Here is an 18,295-nt window from a genome sequence, read left to right as displayed (position 1 = left end):
GCGCTGCGCGGCCTCGATCGGCGTCGCGGCGTCGGGCCGGTCCTCGGGCGTGAGCAGGACGAGCTGCTCCGCGGCCGTCTCTGCCGCGGACGGCGAGGACCCGCTCTGCTTGGGCTGGGCGTACGCGGCGAGCAGGTAGCCCTCGACGAACGCGCGGACCCCGTCGGGACCGGCGTCGGCGGTGGCGGCGCTGACGACACGCTCCAGGCCGCGCGACGCCCGGGCCAGGGCCGCACCGGCGCGCCGGAGGTCCGACGCCGTCCCGGCACCGACCCCGAGCAGCAGGATCCGCGGGGGCAGGCCCGCCCACGGGAGCCGGGTCGCGGAACCGGCGTGCGCGCGCGGCAGGTCGACGCGCACGACCTCTCCGGACGCACCACGGAAGCTCCGCCCGCCCGCACGCTCGGCGAGCTCTGCGAGGTCGACGCCGTACCGCACCGTCGCATCGACGGTGCCGGCACGCGGCTGCACGCCGTCCTCGGCCTCGCGCGGAGGCGCGACGGCCACGACGACCGCGTCGACCTGCGCGTCGTCGAGGAGTGCCGCGTCGCTCAGAGCGCCCCGGGCACCGACCACCTCGGGCAGCGTGCGCGGCAGCCCGGAGAGACCGGAGGCCCGGCGCTCACGTGCGGGCAATCAGCCCACGACGGCCTGGAGTGCCTCACCCAGCTCGGTCGCCTCGGTGGCGTTCAGCTCCACGACCAGACGGCCGCCACCCTCGAGCGGGACCCGCATGACGATGCCGCGTCCTTCCTTGGTGACCTCCAGCGGCCCGTCGCCCGTCCGCGGCTTCATCGCAGCCATCTGTGGCTCTCCATTCCGTTGTCCGGTTCCTCGGCCTGCCCCCTGCCCGCTGCCCGCCGGTCGGCGGGGGCGAGACGAGGCGCGCCCCACCATTCTAGGTCAGAACCCACCCCTGACTTCCACACCCCGGACGTCAGGGGTCGACTGGCGAGACCCGGCCCGGCCCGGCCAGGTCAGGCGGCCTCAGGCGAGGCCGCGCAGCGCGGCGGCCGGCGGGGCCTCGTCGCGGACGGCGGCGACCAGGTCGAGCACGCGCCGCGTGGCGACGACGTCGTGGGCGCGGAAGACGGTGGCGCCCTGCCAGGCCGCGAGCGCGGTGGCCGCGAGGGTGCCCTCCAGCCGGTCGCCGGGGGCCAGCCCCAGCGTCTCCCCGACGAAGTCCTTGCGGCTGAGCGCCATGAGCAGCGGGTAGCCGAGCCCCGCGAGCACGGCGGTGCGGCGCAGGAGGTGCAGCGACTGCCAGGTGTTCTTGCCGAAGTCGTGCGTGGGGTCCACGAGCACCGACCGTGGCGGGACGCCGCAGGCGACGGCCAGCGCGGCGGCCGCGCGCAGCGTCGCGACGACGTCGTCCAGGACGCCGTCGCGCGGGTCGGCGGCCTCCCCGGGCCCGGCCTGGTCGACGGACGGGTGGTCGACGGGCGGGTACTCGACGCGGTACGGGTCGGTGCGCGGCACCGCCCCGCCGGTGTGGGAGCACACGACCCCGACCCCCGCCGCGCCGGCCACCTCCACGAGCGCGGGGTCGTGCCCCGCCCAGGTGTCGTTGACGAGGTCCGCCCCGGCGGCGACGACCTCGCGGGCGACGCCGGAGCGCCAGGTGTCGACCGACACGAGCAGGTCGGGCAGCTCCTCGCGCACCCGCGCGACGAAGGGGACCACGCGGCCGATCTCCTCCGCCTCGTCGACGTCCGGGCCGACGCCGGCGCGCACCCCGCCGACGTCGAGGATCTGCGCGCCGTCCGCCCAGGCCTGGTGCGCCGCGTCGAGCGCGGCGCCGTCGTCGGGCCGCCGGGCCGGGGCGTAGAAGGAGTCCGTGGTGCGGTTGACGATCGCCATCACCACGGGCCGCAGCACCCCGTCGGGGCCGCGGCCGACCTCCCGCCCGCGCAGCACCAGCGGGGTCCCCGCCGCCGGGACGCCGGCCGGGGACGGGGCGTCGGTCGTCACGAGGCGTCGGCCGCCTCGCCCGCGTCGTCAGCCGCGTCCCGCTGGTCCTCGACGAGCTCGTCCAACGCCTCGCGCTCCGAGGCGGCGAGGGCCCGCCCGCGCTCGATCACGTACCGCACGGCCTCCTCCGGCGAGTCCGTGAGGTGCAGCAGGTCGAGGTCGGCCCGGCCGATCATCCCGCGGTCCGCCACGGCGGTGCGCAGCCACTCCAGCAGCCCGCCCCAGTAGTCGGAGCCGACCAGCACGATCGGGAACTCGGTCACCTTGTGGGTCTGCACGAGCGTGAGGGCCTCGAACAGCTCGTCGAAGGTGCCGAAGCCGCCCGGCAGCACGATGAAGCCCTGCGCGTACTTGACGAACATCGTCTTGCGGGCGAAGAAGTAGCGGAAGTTCACGCCCAGGTTCACGAACTCGTTCATGCCCTGCTCGAAGGGCAGCTCGATGCCGAGCCCGATGGACGTGCCGCCCGCGTGGTGCGCCCCCTCGTTGGCCGCCGCCATGATCCCCGGGCCGCCGCCCGTCATCACCGCGTAGCCGGCCTCGGCGAGCAGCCGCCCGACCTCGACGGCGAGCGCGTGGTCGGGGTGGTCGGGGGACGTCCGGGCCGACCCGAACACCGACACCGCGGGGCCCACCTCGGCGAGGGCGCCGAAGCCCTCGACGAACTCCGACTGGATCCGCATCACGCGCCACGGGTCGGAGTGCACCCAGTCGGAGTCGCCGCCGCCGGAGAGGAGCCTCTGGTCGGTGGTCTGGGCCGGGATCTCCTTGCCCCGCAGCAGCACGGGCCCCTTGCGGTAGCCCTTGCCCTTCTCGGGCACCCCGTCGTCGCCGCGCTCGGGTCCGTGGGCGCTGGGGGAGGTCGTCGCTCGCGTCATGACTCGAGACTATCCACGCCACCCGCGGGCCCGCCGAGCAGCCAGCCGCGCAGGGCGTCGCGACCCACCGCGAGCCGGGCCACGGGCAGGCGCTCGTCGTCCTTGTGCGCCAGCACGGGGTCCCCCGGGCCGAAGTTCACGGCGGGGATGCCGAGCTCGGCGAACCGCGCGACGTCGGTCCAGCCGTACTTGGGCGTCGGCGCGGTCCCGGTCGCGGCCTGGACGGCCGCGGCGAAGTCCGCCACGAGCGGGTCGTCGAGGCCCGGCCGGGCCCCGGGGGCGGCGTCCGTGACGACCACCTCGAAGCCCTCGAAGAGCTCGCGCACGTGCGCCTCCGCCTCGGCGACGCCCTGCGACGGGGCGAAGCGGTAGTTCACCGTGACGGTGCAGGCGTCCGGCACCACGTTGCCCGCGATGCCGCCGCGGATGCCGACGGCGCCCAGGCTCTCGCGGTACACCAGCCCGTCCACCTCGACCTCACGCGCCTCGTAGGCGGCGAGCCGTTCGAGCACCGGCGCCGCCGCGTGGATCGCGTTCACCCCGGCCCAGGCGCGCGCCGAGTGCGCGGCGACGCCGTGGGTGCGGACCTCGACGCGCAGCGTCCCGTTGCAGCCGCCCTCGATGCCGTTGTTGCTCGACTCGCCCAGGATCGCGACGTCCCCCTCGAGCGCCTCCGGGTGGTTCCGCACCAGACGGCCCAGCCCGCTGAGCGACGCCTCGACCTCCTCGTGGTCGTAGAAGACGTACGTGACGTCGTGGGCGGGCTCGCTGCCCGCGCGACCCAGCTCGACGGCGAGCGCGAGCATGATCGCCACGCCGCCCTTCATGTCCACGGTGCCGCGGCCCCACATCTCGACGGTCCCGTCCGCGGCCGCCTGGAGGCGCGTGGGGAGGTTCGGCGGGTCGGTCAGCGGCACGGTGTCCAGGTGGCCCGCGAGCACCACGCGTCGGGCGCGGCCCAGGCGGGTGCGGGCGACGAGGGCGTCGCCGTCGCGCAGCACGTCGAGGTGGGGCTGGGCGCGCAGCACCCGCTCGACGGCGTCCGCGAGCGCGGCCTCGTCGCCGGAGACCGACGGGACGTCGCAGATCGCGGCCAGCAGGTCCACGAGGTCCGACGTCGCGACCGTCTCCGGGTCGAGCAGGGCGTCCAGGCGGGCGTCCGCGCGGGGGCCGGGGTGGGGGTCGCGAGAAGGGGGTGTGCTGTCCGTGGTCACGCGCACCATCGTGGCAGACGCGCCGACTACGCTGGGCCGCATGACGACGCCTGCCTTCTCCCGCCCCGCCTGGGGCCTCGGTCTCGCCACGGTCGCCGACGACGGCACCACGCTCGACGTCTGGTACCCCGCGCCCGTGCTGGGCGCGCCGCCGGAGACCGACGTCGACATCCCGGCCGAGCTCGACGCCCTCACCGAGCGGGACGACGCGCGCCGCGTGGACGTCGTCGTCGTGCGCACCGTGATCGACCTCGACGCCGCCCCCCAGGACACCCGGGACGCGTACCTGCGGCTGCACCTGCTCTCCCACCGCCTGGTCCAGCCCCACGGCCTCAACCTGGACGGCCTCTTCGGCGTCCTGACCAACGTGGTGTGGACGTCCCACGGCCCGTGCGCCGTCGAAGGCTTCGAGGCCACGCGCCTGCGCCTGCGCGCCGACACCGGCCGCGCCGTCACGGTGCACGGGATCGACAAGTTCCCGCGCATGGTCGACTACGTCGTGCCCGCCGGCGTGCGGATCGCCGACGCCGACCGCGTGCGCCTCGGCGCGCACCTCGCGTCGGGCACCACCGTCATGCACGAGGGCTTCGTCAACTTCAACGCCGGCACGCTCGGTGCCTCCATGGTCGAGGGCCGGATCTCCGCCGGGGTCGTCGTGGGGGACGGGTCCGACGTCGGCGGCGGCGCGTCGATCATGGGCACCCTGTCGGGCGGCGGCAAGGAGGTCATCAGCGTGGGTGAGCGGTCGCTGCTCGGCGCCAACGCCGGCCTCGGCATCCCGCTCGGCGACGACTGCGTGGTCGAGGCCGGCCTCTACCTCACCGCGGGCACCAAGGTCACCGTGCTCGGCGAGATGGGCGCCGACGGCGACCCGCTGGTGGTCAAGGCCCGCGACCTCGCCGGTCGCGACAACCTGCTGTTCCGCCGCAACTCGCGCACCGGCGCGGTCGAGGTGCTGGAGCGGGGCGGCGTGGGCATCGAGCTCAACGCCGCGCTGCACGCCAACTGAGGTGTCCGGCCGACGGGGCCGGCGGAGAGGCCGGCGGGGGGCTGCCGGCGCAGCCCTCGCCGTGGTCCTCGTCGCCGGCGCCGGGGCGACGGCCGGCGTCGTCTGGTTCCTCAACCGGGTCGACACGCCCTCGGTGCAGCGGTGCGCGGCCGAGCTGGACGGCACGTCGTGGTACCTCACGCCGGTCCAGGCGGACAACGCCGCCCTGATCGTCGGGACGTCCGTGCAGCGCGGGCTGCCGAGCCGGGCGGCCACGATCGGGCTGGCGACGGCGCTGCAGGAGTCCCGGCTGGTCAACATCGACTACGGCGACCGCGACTCGGTGGGCCTCTTCCAGCAGCGCCCCTCCCAGGGGTGGGGCACCGTCGACGAGATCATGGACCCGGTCTACTCGACGGGGAAGTTCTACGACGGCCTCGTCGAGGTCGACGGCTACGAGAACCTGGAGGTCACGGTCGCCGCCCAGGCGGTGCAGCGCTCCGGGTTCCCCGACGCGTACGCGCAGCACGAGACCCGGTCGCGGGCCTGGGCGTCCGCGCTCACCGGCCACTCCCCCGGGGCGATCACCTGCGACCTGCCGCCCACCGAGGACGACGAGGCCCCGTCCGGCGCAGCCGCCCGGGACCTGCTCGCCGAGCGCGGCGCGCGCGACCTCGGCTTGCCCGCCGACGCCCTGCGCGCCGACACGTCCGCCGAGGACGTGAACGCCGTCGTCGTGGACGCGACCGCGGTGCCGCTCGACGGCGAGCTCGCCACGTGGGCCGTCGCGCACTGGGCGGTCGCGACGGCGTCCGTCTCCGGGGCGCAGGAGGTGCGGGCCGACGCACAGGTGTGGACCCGCGAGGACGGCACGTGGTCCGTCGTGGACGACGACGCCGACCGCCGGCCCGACGGCCAGGTGACGATCGTCCTGTCGTGATCGTCCTGGTCGCGGGCCGACGGCCGGCGTCGGTGCGGTACCCGTCCTGGAGGCGAGAGCCTCAGCGCTGCTCGAGCGGCACGTAGTCGCGCTCGGTCGGACCGGTGTAGACCTGCCGCGGGCGGCCGATCTTGGTCTGCGGGTCGTTCATCATCTCGCGCCACTGGGCGATCCAGCCGGGCATGCGGCCCAGTGCGAACAGCGGCGTGAACATGGCCGGCGAGAAGCCCATGGCCTTGTAGATGAGCCCGGTGTAGAAGTCCACGTTCGGGTAGAGCTTGCGCTCGACGAAGTAGTCGTCGTGCAGCGCGATCTCCTCGAGCCCGCGGGCGATGTCGAGCAGCTCGTCCTTGGCGCCGAGCTGGCCCAGCACGGCGTCCGCGTGCTTCTTGACGATCGCGGCGCGCGGGTCGTAGCTCTTGTAGACGCGGTGGCCGAAGCCCATGAGCCGGACGCCGGCCTCCTTGTTCTTGACCTTCTTCATGAAGGTCTCGACAGAGTCGTCGCCGCTGCGGATGCTCTCGAGCATCGTGAGCACCGCCTCGTTGGCGCCGCCGTGCGACGGGCCCGACAGCGCGTTGATGCCGGCGGCGACCGACGCGTAGAGCGTCGCGTTCGACGAGCCGACGATGCGGACGGTGGACGTCGAGCAGTTCTGCTCGTGGTCCGCGTGCAGGATGAGGAGCTTGTCCATCGCGGACACGAGCACCGGGTCGGACTCCCACTGCTCGTACGGCCGCGAGAACGTCATGCGCAGGAAGTCGTCGACGTAGCCGCGGGCGTAGTCCGGGTACATCAGCGGCTCGTCGCGCGTGGCGCGGTGCAGGTACGACGTGATGGTGCGGATCTTGGCGAGGATCAGCACCGTGGCGAGCTCGACCGCCTCCGGGTCGTGCGGGTCCAGCGACTCGGGGTAGTACGTCGCGAGCGCGTTGACCGCCGAGGCCAGGATCGACATCGGGTGGCCGCCGCGCGGGAACGACGACAGGAAGGCACGGAAGCCCTCCGGCACCAGCGTGTGGCGGTTGACCCGCTCCTCGAACGCCGACAGCTCGGCCGGGGAGGGCAGCTCGCCGTGGATCAGCAGGTACGCCACCTCGAGGAAGGTGGACGAGTCGGCCAGCTGCTCGATGGGGTACCCGCGGTAGCGCAGGATGCCCTGGTCGCCGTCGATGTACGTGATCTCCGACTGGCACGACGCGGTGTTCGTGAACCCGGGGTCGACCGTGACGAGCCCGGTGTCCTTCAGCAGGGACGACACGACGATGCCGTCGTTGCCCTCCGTGGCGGGGACGACGGGCAGCTGGCGAGCGGTACCGTCGACGACGAGCTCGACCGAGGCGGAGTCGCCCGTGGTGCCTGCGGCAGGCGTGGTGGACGTCATGTCTTCCTTCCGTGACGGGCCTGCCGACTCCCGACGACGGGACCGGTGGGCGCGTGACTCGTGACTCTGGGACGGGGGCGGCCCGGGGCACGCCGGCCGTGGCATCCTCCAGGGCTACCTCGGCCTGCGGTCGAACCTACCCCCCAACACCAAGGTGTTCCAATCCCTCACCCAGCCGCAGCCATCCGTCGGGTCACAGAGTTGTGATGCGCGCCACAGCCTCGGCCACGGACCCGTCGGGTGCGGTGAGCGCGACGCGGACGTGCGACCGCCCCGCGTCGCCGTAGAACTCCCCCGGCCCCACCAGGATGCCGCGGCGGGCGAACCACGCCGCGAGGTCGCGCGACGTCGCGCCCGCGAGCGGCGTCCCGTCCGCCGGGCGGGCCCACAGGTAGAGGCCGGCCTCGGAACCGTCCACGACGAAGCCCGCCGTCCCGAGCGCGCCGAGCAGCGCGGCGCGGCGGCCGCGGTAGACCTCGCGCTGGGCCGCGACGTGCGCGTCGTCGCCCAGGGCGGCGGTCATCGCCGCCTGGACCGGCGCGGGAACGATCATCCCGAGGTGCTTGCGGGTGGCCAGGAGACCCGACACGAGGGTGGGGTCGCCGGCCACGAAGGCCGCGCGGTACCCGGCCACGTTGGACTGCTTCGACAGCGAGTACGCCGCGAGCAGACCCTCGGTGCCACCCCCGGTGACTCGCGGGTCGAGCAGGCTGGGCACCCGCGAGACGCCGTCGTCGCCGACCCAGGCGTCGGCCCACGGCAGCTCGGCGTAGCACTCGTCGCCCACGACGACGGCGCCGATCTCCCGCGCCGCCTCCACCACGCGGCGCAGGTGCGCGACGTCGGCGACCTCGCCGGTCGGGTTGCCGGGCGAGTTGACCCACACCAGGCGCACGTCGCGGCGCCCCGCCCAGGCGTCGACGTCGTCCGTGGCCAGCGGCGTCGCACCGGCCAGCCGCGCCCCGACGTCGTAGGTGGGATAGGCGACCGCCGGGTGCACGACGACGTCGCCCGGGCCCAGGCGCAGCAGCGACGGCAGCAGGCCGACGAGCTCCTTGGAGCCGACGGTGGGCAGCACGGCGTCCGGGTCGAGACCGGGGACCCCGCGGCGGCGGGCGAACCAGCCCGTCACGGCCTCCCGGAGCGCGGGCGTGCCGTGCGTCAGCGGGTAGCCGTGGGCGTCGGACGCCGCGGCGAGCGCGTCGCGCACGACCTGCGGGGTCGGGTCGACCGGCGTGCCGATCGACAGGTCCACGACGCCGCCGGGGTGCGCACGGGCGGTCGCCCGCACGTCCTCGAGCGTGTCCCAGGGGTAGGGCAGTCCGCTGAGGTCGGCGAACCCCATCAGGCCTGGGGCGGCAGGCCGGCGATCATGGGGTCGTCCTTCTCGATGAGCCCCATCTTCGCGGCGCCGCCGGGCGAGCCGAGGTCGTCGAAGAACTCGACGTTGGCGCGGTAGTAGTCCTTCCACTGCTCGGGGACGTCGTCCTCGTAGTAGATGGCCTCGACCGGGCACACCGGCTCGCAGGCGCCGCAGTCCACGCACTCGTCCGGGTGGATGTACAGGGAGCGCGAGCCCTCGTAGATGCAGTCCACGGGACACTCCTCGATGCACGCCTTGTCCTTGACGTCGACGCACGGCTGAGCGATCACGTAGGTCACTGCGGGCTACCTTCCAGGTGACGAGGGCGCGCGCCGGAGAGCCGGGCGCCGAACCAACTCTAGTATCGCTGACGTGGTGCCTCCGCCGTCAGCCGTCCCACCTGCCGTACCCCCGCCCGCCTGGCGCGGGGTGCCCGCGGGCACCCGCGTCGTCGTGCGGCGGCGCCTGTCCCCCGCCGAGGCGGCCGAGCACGGGGCCCGGTGGGCGGACGTCGTGGGGATTCTCACGGCCGTCGGGCCCGCCGGCCTGCGCGTGCGCCCCGACCGCTCCCCCGACCTGCCGGAGGTGGCCGTCGCCGCCGACGACGTCGAGGCCGTGAAGCCGGTCCCGCCGCGGCGACCGCGGCGGGGGCGGCCCGACCAGACCTGAGCCGCGGCCCGAGCCTGCGAGGCTGTCGTACCGCTCAGCGCGGCGCGCGCACCCGGACCGCGCCGTCGTCGACGCCCACGACGACGGCGCCCGCCGTGCAGCGCGCCACGAGGTCGTCGACCAGGCCGGACGTCCAGGCGTCGCCGACCGGCAGCGACTCCTCGGGACCCGCCGGGCGCGCGCGGCCCCCCGCGCGCAGCTCGCGGACGTCGTCGGCGGCGTGGAAGACGTCGTGCAGCGAGCCGTTCGTCTCCAGGGCGCCGATCACGACCTCGAGGTCGCGCACCGCCTTGCGCAGCGCGGGCGCCACCCACGCAGCGTTCTCGGTGACCATCGCCTCCGTGCGGGCCGGGTCGGTGAGCGCGACCCGGGTGCCGTCGCGGAAGCTGCCGGCGGCGAGGCCCAGCGCGAGGTCGCGGACCGGCGCGCCCGCCACGGCGTTGAGCAGCTGGGTGGCGAGCACGTGCGGCACGTGGCTCACCAGGGCGGCCGCCTCGTCGTGCCGGTCGTCGGTGACGACGGCGGCGGTGCCGGCCAGCGGACCCGTCACCAGGCGCAGCACCTGCGCCAGACGCCGGGGCTCGTCGGGCGCAGCACCCCCCGGCTCGGCCACGGTCACCGCCCACGGCGCCGCGTCGAGCAGGCCGGCGTCGGACGCGGCGAAGCCGCTGTGCTCGGTGCCGGCCATCGGGTGCGCCCCGACGTACCGGTCGCCCAGCCCCGCGGCGAGGACCGCTGCCCGGACCGGGCCCTTGACCGAGCCGACGTCGGTCACGGTCGCGTCGCCACCCGCCAGCAGCGGCGCGAGCTCGGCGGCCGTGGTGCGCACGGCGCGCAGCGGGACGGCGAGCACGACGACGTCGGGACGTTCGGCGCACAGGTCCGCCAGATCGTCCGCCACGCGCAGCCCGACGGCGCGCGCGTCGCCGCGGGTGCCGGCGTCGGTGTCCGTCGCGACGACGTCCACGCCGCGCGCGGCGAGCAGCCGCGCGAGCGACCCGCCGACCAGGCCGAGGCCGACGACCCCGACCCGGCCGTCCCGCGCGTCGTTCACCACAGCAGGCCCCGCGCGACCGTCGCGTCGTCGTCCGAGCCCAGCACGCTGCCCGTCGGCACGTGGTCGGGCAGCACGCCGTCGAGGCCCGGCCCGCCGGGCGCCACGGGGAACGCGCCGAGCACCTTGAGCGAGTCGCCCGCGCCGAGCAGGGCGGCGAACAGGTCGCGCACCTGCGGCTCCCAGGGGGCGCCGTCGAGCGTCACGACGAACACGTACTGGCTCTCGCGCACCTTCAACGGGCGCTCCACGAGGCTCGACATGTTCACGCCGCGCTCGGCGAACTCCGCCGTGACCCGCGCCAGCACGCCCGGCCCGGTGACCACCGGGGTCACGGCGGCCATGGTGCGCCACGCGTCGCGGGCGTGCCCCGCCGCACGCACCGGCGCCCACGCGGCGGTCGCGTCGTCCCGGCGGCACAGCACGACGAACCGCGTGCGCGCGCCGGCGAAGTCCTCCACCCCCGTCGCGAGCGTCTCCAGCCCGTAGAGCTCTCCGCACAGCCTCGGCCCGAAGGCGACCTGGTGGTCGGCGAGGTCGCGGCACGCGGCCGCGTTCGACGACGCCGGCACGGGCAGCAGGTCGTGCTCCGCGACGAACCGCGTGCACTGCGCCAGGCCGTGCGGGTGCGCCGTCGCCTCGCGCAGCCCCGACGGGTCGGCGTGCCCGGGACGGACGAACGCGTCGAAGGAGACGTCCAGCACGACCTCGTCCACCGCGACCACGTCGGGGCTGCCCACGAGCGCGTCCAGGGACGGCACGACGTACCCCTCGACGGAGCTCTCGATCGCCACCACCCCGCGGTCAGCGGCGCCCGACGCGACGGCGTCGTGCACCTCCCGGACGGTGGCCAGCGGCAGCTGCGCGGCGTCGCCGCCCCTCGTCCGTGCGCCGGCCCAGCGCCGGACCGCCTCGTGGGTGAACGTGCCCTCCGGCCCGAGGTACGCGATCCTCATCCGCCGCCCCCTCACGCCCCGGCGGGGCCGGTGGCCCACCGCGGCGCCAGCGGCACGGGGCCGGGCACGAAGCCCTCGCCCGGCAGCACGGCCAGCGTGCGGTGCGCGACGCCGCGCCCGTCGAGCTCCGCGACGAGCCCGTCGAGCACGTCGACGCTCGCGCAGCCGAACGAGGTGAAGAAGACGTGCGGCCCGTGGGCCGAGGGGTGGCTGCGCAGGTGCTGCAGGTCGACGCCCGCCGCCGACAGGACCGCCAGCGTGTGCTGCAGGGACCCGCGGTGGTCGTCCGACGGCCCGACGGCGAGCCACACCTGGGCGGGAACGTCGAACCGCGGCCATGCCGCCCGCGCCTCGAGGAGCCCGTACCAGACCGGCCGCCTCCCGGCGAGCCGCTCGCTGCCGGGTACCTCGACCCAGCCGGCGGGCACCCGGGACCGCTCGACCACGAGCGAGCCGGCCGCACCCGCCAGCGCGACACGCTCGTCCACCGGGGTGCGGGTCGGCACCAGCCGCGGGCTCACGCCCATGGCGCGCAGCAGGTCCTGGCAGTCCCGCATCCCCGCCTCGTCGATGACCACCTGGCCGCCCGTAGCGCCCGCCGGGGCCACCCACACCCACTGGGGCGCGACCGGCACGGCGGCCGTGACGATGAGCGACGGCTCACCGGCGAGCAGCGCCTCCTCGAGCCCCGGCGACGGCTGCTCCGGATGCCCCAGGTGCACCACCGCCGCCAGGTCGTCGATGGTCGCCACGGTGGCCAGCGTGTCCGACGTCGTGCCGAGGTCCAGCAGCTCGATCGACTCGTCCGGCACGGCCGTGGCCACCGCGGACCCGGGGGCGACCCCCGACCAGCCCGCGTCGTGCGCCGCCTGCGCGGCGTGCGCCGGGGACTCGCGTTCCGAGCGTCCGAGCATCAGTCCTCCTCGGCCTTCCCGTCGTCGGCGGCGTCGTCCTTGCCGTCGTCCTTGGGCTGGCGGTCGTCGTCGCGGTCGGCCTTCGGCTGGTCGCACACGACGGGGTTGTCGGGCTTGTAGGTCCAGGTCTTCGACTCGTCCTTGACCTGCTTGCCGTCGTGGAAGACCTGCCGGTAGTTCGTGATCGTGAACCCGTCGTTCCCGCCCGGGTACGGCTCGCAGCCCGCACCCGACTTGTGCACGGCCGTGGCCGGCACGACGTTGCGCTTGTCGCCCGCCTGCTTCGTGACCTCGTAGTACTTCGTCGACCAGATCTGCACGTGCAGCTCGCCGCCCGAGACCCACGATTGCATGACGGCCCCGTACGGGGTGTCGTTGGTGAACTTCATGTCGATGGCGCCCACGTAGATGGTCGCCTCGCGCCCCGCGGGGTACCGGCTGAACCAGTAGCTGTGGGGCTGGTGGCCCGCGTCGTCGTACCCGGCGAGGAAGCCGGCGTTGTACGTGGTCGTGGCCATCTGGGACAGGCCACCGCCCACGGCGTCGGTGTGCACGCCGTTGCTCACGACGCCGGCCGCGACGAAGCCGTTCGACTCGTCGATCGGTGACAGGGTGTCGAGCAGCGAGAAGGTCTCCCCCGGTGCCACGAGGGTGCCGGTGACGATCTGGGCGCCCCGCTCGAGGTTGCGGGTGCGGATCGGCTCGCTCGTGAGCGGGGTCGAGAAGGACGAGACGACCTCCTTGACCCCCATGTCCTCGAGGGCCTCCTTGGTGTGCTCCGGCTCGCGCTCGACGAGCTTCACCTCGGTCGTCCGGTCGTCCGAGAGGGCGGCATCGCCGACGGCGGACGCGGTGTCGTCCGGGTCGAGCGTCGTGCCCTGCTCCCCGCCCTCGACGACCGGCTTGCCGCCGGCGAACACGAAGTGCGCGTCGTCCGGCTCGGTGAGCAGGTCGTCGGTGTCGTCCACGACGTCGGAGACCAGCTTCTCGCCGTCGAACCGCGCCTTCAGCTCACCGTCGGAGTTCTTGAACGACGTCGCCTTGGCGAGCTGCTTCGGGGTCAGCTCCGCGGACTGCTCCCCCACATCGACCGTGACGGGGCCGCTCACCACCTGCTGCGCCTGCTCGAGGGCGGCGTCCGTCTCCGCCTGCGTGACCGCGGGCTCGACGACCTCGGTCGGCAGGTCGACCGGCCCGGACGTGACGAGCCAGGCGTCCACGACGGCGTCCACGGCGTCGTCGACCAGCACGCTGGACCCCTCGACCGCGTCCGTGGACACGGCCTTGGCCCCCTTGAACCCGACCGAGCCGTCCACCGGCTCGACCTTCAGGGAGTCCTCCAGGCCGGAGACCGCCTCGGTGAGCGTGGGCCGGGAGACGTCGACGACGGGCGGTACGGCGTCGCCGCCGACGAGGTGCTCCCACAGGTGCGCGGGGCTGAGCGAGAACCCCGTGAGCCCGTCGACGGTCGCCTGCGCGTCGAACGACAGGCCCGCGGAGGCCGGGTCGATCGTGCTCGAGGCCTCGCCCGCCCGGACGTCGATCGGCTCGGCGGCACGCTCGCCCAGGCCGTCGTCGAGCGCCGCGACCGCGGGCCCGGTGTCCATCCCGCCGATCTCGACCCCGGCGACGCTGGTGCCCTTCGGCACCGTCCCTGCGACGGCCCACTGCGCCCCCGCGTAGAGGCCCGCGACGACCACGAGCCCGACGCCGGCCCACAGCGCGACCTTCGGTGCGCGGCTGGGCGCACCGTCGCCGGCCAGGCCGTCGAGCGGGGAGCCCGGGTCCGCGGGCGGCGGCGTGGCCGCCCCGGCCGGGTCCGCAGGGCCGCCGGCGAACGCCGGGCCGGCCGGGGCCGCCGAAGGGCCGGCGACCGACGCCGCCACCGCCGGCAGCGCCTGCGTCGGCGGTCCCGACGGTGCCGGCACGGTCGCGATGACGCGCTGCTCGTACAGCCGCACGCGCGGCTCGTACGGCGTCTCCGGCTCGTCGTCGGCCGGCTGCCCGGGAGCCTGCGCCGTCGCGGCGGGCCCCTGAGCCACCGGGGGCTGCGCGACCGGGGGCTGCGCGACCTCGGGGGCGGCGGGAGCCTCGGGCGCGGCTGGAGCCTCGGGCGCGGCGGACGGCTCGGCGGCGGACGGCTCGGCGGCACCGGCTTCCTCGGGCGCCGCGGCGGGCACTCCGGCCTGGGGCTCGGGCTCGGCTTCGGGGCGCGCAGGCTCGGCGGGTGCGGACCCGGCGGGGTCCGGCTCGCGCTCGGTCGGGTGACCCATGCATGCTCCGTCAGGGTGGGGTGCGGGGCGACGCCCCGGGGGACAGGTGAGCGGGCAGACCCGCCTGGGGGATCCTACTCGGGCGGCACCGACCGCCTCGGCGCAAGTCCGGGTGAAAGCGCCAAATCGGACGCCGGTCCGCACAGCTTCGTCACGCCCGGCCGGGTGGCGCGCACGGGACGCTCACAGGCGGCCGCGTGGACCGGGCGTCAGCCCCGCCGGTCGGAGAACCAGGACCGGGGCAGGAAGGCTGCGACGAGGAACATCGCCAGGCCGCCGTAGGTCCACACCAGGCCCACCGCCTGGGCAGGGACCAGCACGTCCCCGCCGGGCCCCGCGACGGCCAGCACCTGCACGGCCACGACCCAGCCGGCGCCGGCGGCGAGCAGCGGGCCCAGCCCGGCCCACGCGCGGCACAGGACCGCCGTGGACAGCGTGATCGCGAGGGCCAGCACGATGCCGGCGGGCAGGTCGTGCCACTGGGTGCGGTGCGCGACCGTGCCGAGCACCCCGACGACGCCGCCCAGCGCGACGGCCAGGAGCGTCCGCGCGGCGGACCTCCACCACCGGCCCGCACCCGCGGGGGGAACGGGCGAGGTAGACGTCGCGTGCTCGGGGCCGGTCATCGGCGCGAGCCTACCGGCGTCCGGCGTGCCGCGACGTCCGGCGCCGTGGGCGACGAGGACACGAGGTAGACCTCGTGCGCCGGCACCGGGGCGAGCACGGCGTTGCTGAGGGCGTACCAGCCGGGCAGGTCGGCACCGGGCAGCGCCGCCTCCGGGGCCCCGGTGGCGTGCTGCACCTGGGTGGCGTGCGCGCGCATCGCGGCGAGCACCCGGTCGAGCACCGGGGCGACGGCGACCTGGGCGACGTCGTGCGGCCCGGCGTCGCGCAGCTCCGCGTCGTGGCGCGCGAGCGGGGGCAGAGGTTCGTCCGGGTCGGGGAACGTCAGCCCGGTGCGGGCCGCGAGGTCCTGGACCGCGGGCACGGCGGCCAGCGCGCGGCGCCCCGCCCGGAGCGCGGCGGACGGCGTCACCGCACGCCACAGCTCGGCGTCGCCCCAGGGCTCGCCGGGCACGGGGGCGTCCGGGTCGGCCGCGAGGGCGAGCGCCCGCACCGTGACCTCGTGCGTGCGGACGTGGTCCGGGTGCCCGTACCCGCCCTGCTCCTCGTACGTCGCCACCACGTCGGGGCGGCGGGCGCGCACGACGGCCGCCAGACGCGCGGCGGCGTCGTCGAGCGGGACGCGCACGAACGCCGTCGCGGGCGCGTCGTCCGCCGGCCCGGCCACTCCCGGCGCGACCCACGCCATGCCGGAGTCCTCGAACCGCCTGTCGGACCCTGGGCGCATCCCGGTGGGCTGGACGTCTAACGCCGCGCGCGCCTCGCCGGCGGGGTCAGACCCGGGGCGCACCCCGGTGACCTGAGCGTCTGACAGGTCGACGGCGTCGAGGAACACGTGCCCGACGACGCCCGGCCCGCCACCGAGCGCGGCCAGGGCCGCGGCCAGCTCGGTCTCCCGGTGCGCAGCGAGCGCCGGGCCGTCGCCCTCGAGGCGCGCCAGGCCGGTGGGGTGCGACGGCGTGTCGATGACCTCGCCGCGCTCGCCGCGCGTGCAGGTGACGACGGCGACCGGCCGACCCGCGGCCGCCCACGACGCGAGGAGCGCGCCGGTCGCGAGGGTCTCGTCGTCGGGGTGCGCGTGCACCGCGAGCAGCCCGCCGTCGGGCACCGGCTGCTCCGGGGCGGGCGCGGCGGGGCCGGTCACCGGGAGCGGGTCAGGCGCGCTTGGCCCGCGCCGTCGCCCGGGCGCGCGCCGTGGCGTCGAGCTCGACCTTGCGGATCCGCACGACCTCCGGCGTCACCTCGACGCACTCGTCCTCGCGCGCGAACTCGAGGGACTCCTCGAGCGTGAGGTGGCGCGGCGGGATGAGGTTCTCGAAGTTGTCGGCGGTCGAGGACCGCATGTTCGTCAGCTTCTTCTCCTTGGTGATGTTGACGTCCATGTCCTCGTTGCGGGAGTTCTCGCCGACGATCATGCCCTCGTAGACCTCCTGCGTGGGGTCGACGAAGAACGAGCCGCGCTCCTGCAGGTTGATCATGGCGAACGGCGTCACCTTGCCCGCACGGTCGGCGACCAGGGAGCCCGTGTTGCGCGACTCGATCGGGCCGTGCCACGGCTCGAAGCCCTCGGAGATGGACGCCGCGATGCCGGTGCCGCGCGTCTCGGTGAGGAACTGCGTACGGAATCCGATGAGGCCGCGCGCCGGGACCATGAACTCCATGCGCACCCAGCCGGTGCCGTGGTTGCTCATCGTCTCCATGCGGCCCTTGCGCTGCGCGAGCAGCTGGGTGACGGCGCCGAGGTACTCCTCCGGCACGTCGATGGTCATGCGCTCCATCGGCTCGTGCCGCTTGCCGTCGATCTGCTTCGTGACGACCTGCGGCTTGCCGACCGTGAGCTCGAAGCCCTCGCGGCGCATCTGCTCGACGAGGATCGCCAGGGCCAGCTCGCCACGGCCCTGCACCTCCCACGCGTCCGGGCGCTCGGTGGGGAGCACCTTGAGCGACACGTTGCCGATGAGCTCGGAGTCGAGGCGGTCCTTGACCTGGCGCGCCGTGACCTTGTGGCCCTTGCCGCCCTTGCCCGCCAGCGGCGAGGTGTTGATGCCGATGGTCATCGAGATCGCCGGGTCGTCCACCGTGATGAGCGGCAGCGGGCGCGGGTCGTCCACGTCCGTGAGGGTCTCGCCGATCATGATGTCGGAGATGCCGGCCACGGCCACGATCTCGCCGGGCCCCGCGGACTCGGTGGGCACGCGGTCGAGCGCCTTGGTCTCGAGCAGCTCGGTGATCCGCACGCTCGACAGGGTGCCGTCGTGGCGGGCCCAGGCGACCGTCTGGCCCTTGCGCAGGGTGCCGTTGAAGATGCGCAGCAGCGCGAGCCGCCCGAGGAACGGCGACGCGTCGAGGTTCGTGACGTGCGCCTGCAGCGGCATGTCCGCCTCGTAGGTCGGCGCGGGGATCTTCTCGAGGATGGTGCCGAACAGCGGCTCGAGGTCCTCGTTCGCGGGGAGCGCACCGTCGGCGGGCTGGTCGATCGACGCGCGGCCGGCCTTGGCCGACGCGTACACGACGGGCACGTCGAGGATGGCGTCCAGGTCGAGGTCGGGGACCTCGTCGGACAGGTCGCTCGCGAGGCCGAGCAGCAGGTCGGTGGTCTCCCCCACGACCTCGGTGATGCGCGCGTCGGGGCGGTCGACCTTGTTCACGACGACGATCACGGGCAGCTTCGCGGCGAGCGCCTTGCGCAGCACGAAGCGGGTCTGGGGCAGCGGGCCCTCGGACGCGTCGACCAGCAGCACGACGCCGTCCACCATGGACAGGCCGCGCTCGACCTCGCCGCCGAAGTCGGCGTGCCCCGGGGTGTCGATCACGTTGATGGTGATGCCGTCGGGCTCGCCCTCCTCCGCCGCCGCCGGGCCGGCGTACCGGACCGCGGTGTTCTTCGCGAGGATGGTGATGCCCTTCTCGCGCTCCAGGTCACCGGAGTCCATGACGCGGTCGTCCACGTGCTGGTGGGCGGAGAAGGCGCCTGCCTGGCGCAGCATGGCGTCCACGAGGGTCGTCTTGCCGTGGTCGACGTGGGCGACGATCGCCACGTTGCGCAGGTCGGAGCGCACAGACATCT

18 protein-coding genes are annotated in these 18,295 nt (G+C 75.2%); 3 read left to right on the top strand and 15 right to left on the bottom strand.

Annotated features, from left to right (window positions below; all coding sequences use genetic code 11):
• From ACFCZN_RS13450 to dapE, 5 genes are all read right to left on the bottom strand, one after another.
• Positions 1-636: M17 family peptidase N-terminal domain-containing protein (locus ACFCZN_RS13450; protein ID WP_430557107.1), on the bottom strand; the 636-nt coding region annotated here is incomplete at its 3' end.
• A complete protein-coding gene (locus tag ACFCZN_RS13445; protein WP_430557106.1) occupies positions 637-804 on the bottom strand; it encodes a DUF3117 domain-containing protein in 168 nt (55 codons plus the stop codon).
• Positions 805-987: 183 nt separating this feature from the next.
• Complete coding sequence (folP, locus tag ACFCZN_RS13440) at positions 988-1,971, bottom strand: dihydropteroate synthase (protein WP_430557105.1); 984 nt, start codon at positions 1,969-1,971, stop codon at positions 988-990.
• Positions 1,968-2,849, bottom strand: a complete 882-nt coding sequence (locus ACFCZN_RS13435) for a TIGR00730 family Rossman fold protein (RefSeq protein ID WP_429762519.1) — start codon at positions 2,847-2,849, stop codon at positions 1,968-1,970. Before ACFCZN_RS13435 ends, folP begins: the two co-directional genes overlap by 4 nt.
• Positions 2,846-4,072, bottom strand: coding sequence for a succinyl-diaminopimelate desuccinylase (gene dapE, locus ACFCZN_RS13430; protein ID WP_429762692.1), 1,227 nt, complete (start codon positions 4,070-4,072; stop codon positions 2,846-2,848). Before dapE ends, ACFCZN_RS13435 begins: the two co-directional genes overlap by 4 nt.
• Positions 4,073-4,103: 31 nt before the next feature.
• Between dapE and dapD the strand changes: the two genes are divergently transcribed.
• Together dapD and ACFCZN_RS13420 are read left to right on the top strand one after the other, a co-directional pair.
• The gene (gene dapD / locus ACFCZN_RS13425) at positions 4,104-5,072 is read left to right on the top strand and encodes a 2,3,4,5-tetrahydropyridine-2,6-dicarboxylate N-succinyltransferase (protein WP_430557104.1); all 969 of its coding nucleotides are present in this window, start codon (positions 4,104-4,106) and stop codon (positions 5,070-5,072) included.
• A gap of 61 nt (positions 5,073-5,133) precedes the next feature.
• Entirely contained in the window at positions 5,134-5,991 is an 858-nt protein-coding gene (locus ACFCZN_RS13420) for a hypothetical protein (protein ID WP_430557103.1), read from the top strand.
• A gap of 61 nt (positions 5,992-6,052) precedes the next feature.
• Here ACFCZN_RS13420 and ACFCZN_RS13415 read toward each other — a convergent pair whose 3' ends face one another.
• From ACFCZN_RS13415 to fdxA, 3 genes are all read right to left on the bottom strand, one after another.
• The gene (locus tag ACFCZN_RS13415) at positions 6,053-7,375 is read right to left on the bottom strand and encodes a citrate synthase (protein WP_429762522.1); all 1,323 of its coding nucleotides are present in this window, start codon (positions 7,373-7,375) and stop codon (positions 6,053-6,055) included.
• Between the two features lie 193 nt (positions 7,376-7,568).
• On the bottom strand, positions 7,569-8,720 hold the full coding sequence (gene dapC, locus ACFCZN_RS13410) for a succinyldiaminopimelate transaminase (protein WP_430557102.1): 1,152 nt from the start codon (positions 8,718-8,720) through the stop codon (positions 7,569-7,571).
• The gene (gene fdxA, locus ACFCZN_RS13405) at positions 8,720-9,037 is read right to left on the bottom strand and encodes a ferredoxin (RefSeq protein ID WP_429762524.1); all 318 of its coding nucleotides are present in this window, start codon (positions 9,035-9,037) and stop codon (positions 8,720-8,722) included. The genes dapC and fdxA overlap by 1 nt, the downstream gene beginning before the upstream one ends.
• A gap of 73 nt (positions 9,038-9,110) precedes the next feature.
• Between fdxA and ACFCZN_RS13400 the strand changes: the two genes are divergently transcribed.
• On the top strand, positions 9,111-9,407 hold the full coding sequence (locus ACFCZN_RS13400) for a hypothetical protein (protein ID WP_429762525.1): 297 nt from the start codon (positions 9,111-9,113) through the stop codon (positions 9,405-9,407).
• Between the two features lie 34 nt (positions 9,408-9,441).
• Here ACFCZN_RS13400 and ACFCZN_RS13395 read toward each other — a convergent pair whose 3' ends face one another.
• The 7 genes from ACFCZN_RS13395 to typA all read right to left on the bottom strand — a co-directional run bounded on the left by ACFCZN_RS13395 (position 9,442) and on the right by typA (position 18,293).
• Positions 9,442-10,464 (bottom strand): prephenate dehydrogenase, encoded by a 1,023-nt coding sequence (locus ACFCZN_RS13395; protein WP_430557101.1) that lies wholly within the window; start codon positions 10,462-10,464, stop codon positions 9,442-9,444.
• Complete coding sequence (locus ACFCZN_RS13390) at positions 10,458-11,417, bottom strand: prephenate dehydratase (RefSeq protein ID WP_429762527.1); 960 nt, start codon at positions 11,415-11,417, stop codon at positions 10,458-10,460. Before ACFCZN_RS13390 ends, ACFCZN_RS13395 begins: the two co-directional genes overlap by 7 nt.
• Positions 11,418-11,428: 11 nt before the next feature.
• Positions 11,429-12,331, bottom strand: coding sequence for a hypothetical protein (locus ACFCZN_RS13385; RefSeq protein WP_429762528.1), 903 nt, complete (start codon positions 12,329-12,331; stop codon positions 11,429-11,431).
• Entirely contained in the window at positions 12,331-14,604 is a 2,274-nt protein-coding gene (locus ACFCZN_RS13380; protein ID WP_430557100.1) for a VanW family protein, read from the bottom strand. The genes ACFCZN_RS13385 and ACFCZN_RS13380 overlap by 1 nt, the downstream gene beginning before the upstream one ends.
• Before the next feature lie 209 nt (positions 14,605-14,813).
• Positions 14,814-15,230, bottom strand: a complete 417-nt coding sequence (locus ACFCZN_RS13375) for a DUF6113 family protein (RefSeq protein WP_430557099.1) — start codon at positions 15,228-15,230, stop codon at positions 14,814-14,816.
• Entirely contained in the window at positions 15,227-16,372 is a 1,146-nt protein-coding gene (locus ACFCZN_RS13370; RefSeq protein WP_430557098.1) for a PIG-L family deacetylase, read from the bottom strand. The genes ACFCZN_RS13375 and ACFCZN_RS13370 overlap by 4 nt, the downstream gene beginning before the upstream one ends.
• A 10-nt stretch (positions 16,373-16,382) precedes the next feature.
• Entirely contained in the window at positions 16,383-18,293 is a 1,911-nt protein-coding gene (gene typA / locus ACFCZN_RS13365) for a translational GTPase TypA (RefSeq protein WP_430557097.1), read from the bottom strand.
• Positions 18,294-18,295 lie beyond the last annotated feature (2 nt).

Source organism: Isoptericola sp. NPDC056134, from assembly GCF_042264825.1.
GTDB classification, from domain to species: Bacteria; Actinomycetota; Actinomycetes; order Actinomycetales; family Cellulomonadaceae; genus Isoptericola; species Isoptericola nanjingensis.
This window is presented reverse-complemented; position numbering and strand designations above follow the sequence as displayed.

Excerpts from the sequence above, each read along its gene's own strand:
- ACFCZN_RS13445 (WP_430557106.1), bottom strand. The coding sequence starts at position 804 with ATGGCTGCGATGAAGCCGCGGACGGGCGACGGGCCGCTGGAGGTCACC.
- ACFCZN_RS13435 (WP_429762519.1), bottom strand. The coding sequence starts at position 2,849 with ATGACGCGAGCGACGACCTCCCCCAGCGCCCACGGACCCGAGCGCGGC.
- dapE (WP_429762692.1), bottom strand. The coding sequence starts at position 4,072 with ATGGTGCGCGTGACCACGGACAGCACACCCCCTTCTCGCGACCCCCAC.
- dapD (WP_430557104.1), top strand. The coding sequence starts at position 4,104 with ATGACGACGCCTGCCTTCTCCCGCCCCGCCTGGGGCCTCGGTCTCGCC.
- ACFCZN_RS13415 (WP_429762522.1), bottom strand. The coding sequence starts at position 7,375 with ATGACGTCCACCACGCCTGCCGCAGGCACCACGGGCGACTCCGCCTCG.
- dapC (WP_430557102.1), bottom strand. The coding sequence starts at position 8,720 with ATGGGGTTCGCCGACCTCAGCGGACTGCCCTACCCCTGGGACACGCTC.
- ACFCZN_RS13390 (WP_429762527.1), bottom strand. The coding sequence starts at position 11,417 with ATGAGGATCGCGTACCTCGGGCCGGAGGGCACGTTCACCCACGAGGCG.
- ACFCZN_RS13385 (WP_429762528.1), bottom strand. The coding sequence starts at position 12,331 with ATGCTCGGACGCTCGGAACGCGAGTCCCCGGCGCACGCCGCGCAGGCG.
- ACFCZN_RS13380 (WP_430557100.1), bottom strand. The coding sequence starts at position 14,604 with ATGGGTCACCCGACCGAGCGCGAGCCGGACCCCGCCGGGTCCGCACCC.
- ACFCZN_RS13375 (WP_430557099.1), bottom strand. The coding sequence starts at position 15,230 with ATGACCGGCCCCGAGCACGCGACGTCTACCTCGCCCGTTCCCCCCGCG.
- typA (WP_430557097.1), bottom strand. The coding sequence starts at position 18,293 with ATGTCTGTGCGCTCCGACCTGCGCAACGTGGCGATCGTCGCCCACGTC.